A 1,424-nucleotide genomic window follows, 5' to 3' on the forward strand; every position below is an offset into this window, starting at 1 on the left:
CTATCCAGCGCTTGTGTTTCAGTGAGCTGAATGACATTAGAAACCAGTGTGGCTTTATCATCTGTCCCGGCAATCGTAAGCGTGGCGGTTTGTTGCGTACTTCCACCATGGCCATCTTCTACTTGATAAGTGATAGCGATTTGTTGCGACTGACCATTGGCCAAATGGTTAAATGCGGGATTGGTGGCATCAACAATTAATGTATGACCATCAGTATCTAAGGTGATACCTGCGGGGATTTTCCCTGCCTGAAGTTGACCATCGATGGCATATTCAAGGTGACTGACGCTTAAAGCGTCGCCGTCTTTGTCCGTAGCACCTAATAGCAGATTGAGGGTGTGATGATTATCGGCCCCCTCACTGACACTGTCGGTTAAAGGTGTCACATCAGGGTTGTCGTTAACCGCCGCTAAGTTGGTGGTTGCGCCGGTGTGTGTTACACCACCGTGTGCATCTTTAACGTCATAGCGGAAGTGTACATCGCCGTTATAGTCTTTTTCTGGGGTAAAGGTAAACGTGCCATCGGCATTGTTTAGAATGGATCCATGGTCAGCATGCAGGTTTTCAATGGTTAGTTTACCGGCGTCATTGGCATCCACATCGACGGTATTCGCTAATAGTTGCGCGGTGGTTAAGGTTTGGCGTGTATCTTCACTGCCATTTGCAAGCACCACTTCTGATGAGCAATAAGGTCGGTCATTATCACCATGAATAGTAATAACAATATCGTGGGGTGTACCATCTTTTGATTGGATCGTTATTGTATCAGTTAATGTTTGCCCTTCTCCAAGTTTATCAATTGCTCTGCCTGTTGCATCCTGGCCTATTGATGCGTAATAGCTCCAATCGCCATTTGTTTGTAATATGACCTGACCATAACTTCCGTGATAAACACCTGTTTGAGCGTGGGCTTCACCGCTATCGGCATCGTTGATATTAAGGTGGCCGTCGGTATGGATTTGATCATTCCAAAGCTTGCCAATATTGCCATGTTGATGATCGGGCGAACGATCCCCCACAGAGCTATTAGTGACTGTTCCATCGGCAGCAGTAAAACTATGCCCTTCATGTACATCGCCAGTGCTATCACCGGTAAATGTTGCTGCATCTTGTGAGGCTGTTAAGGTCAGCCCAGCTTGGGTATGCGTGATGCCACCATGCGCGTCTTTGATGTCATAGTTAAATTGCACGGCACCGTTATAATCTTTTTCCGGTGAGAAGGTGAATGTACCATCTTTATTATCGATAACCGTTCCATGATCAGCCACTAAATTTGCAATGGATAATTTGCCAATATCGTTGTCGTCAACATCGCTAGAATTGGCCAGTAGCTGTGCTGGGGTGAGGACTATCTGGGTATCTTCTAAGCCATTCGCTAAACGTACTTCAGCTGATGCAACTGGGGCATCATTGGTGCCATGAAC

1 protein-coding gene is annotated in these 1,424 nt (G+C 46.4%); it reads right to left on the bottom strand.

The genetic code is table 11. The annotated features are described in order from the left end of the window. Positions 1-1,424, bottom strand: a 1,424-nt coding sequence (locus AB4351_RS21090; RefSeq protein ID WP_372127060.1) for a cadherin-like domain-containing protein, incomplete at both ends; no start/stop codon positions are given.

Source organism: Vibrio sp. 10N.261.51.F11 (assembly GCF_041471665.1).
GTDB lineage: Bacteria > Pseudomonadota > Gammaproteobacteria > Enterobacterales > Vibrionaceae > Vibrio > Vibrio crassostreae_C.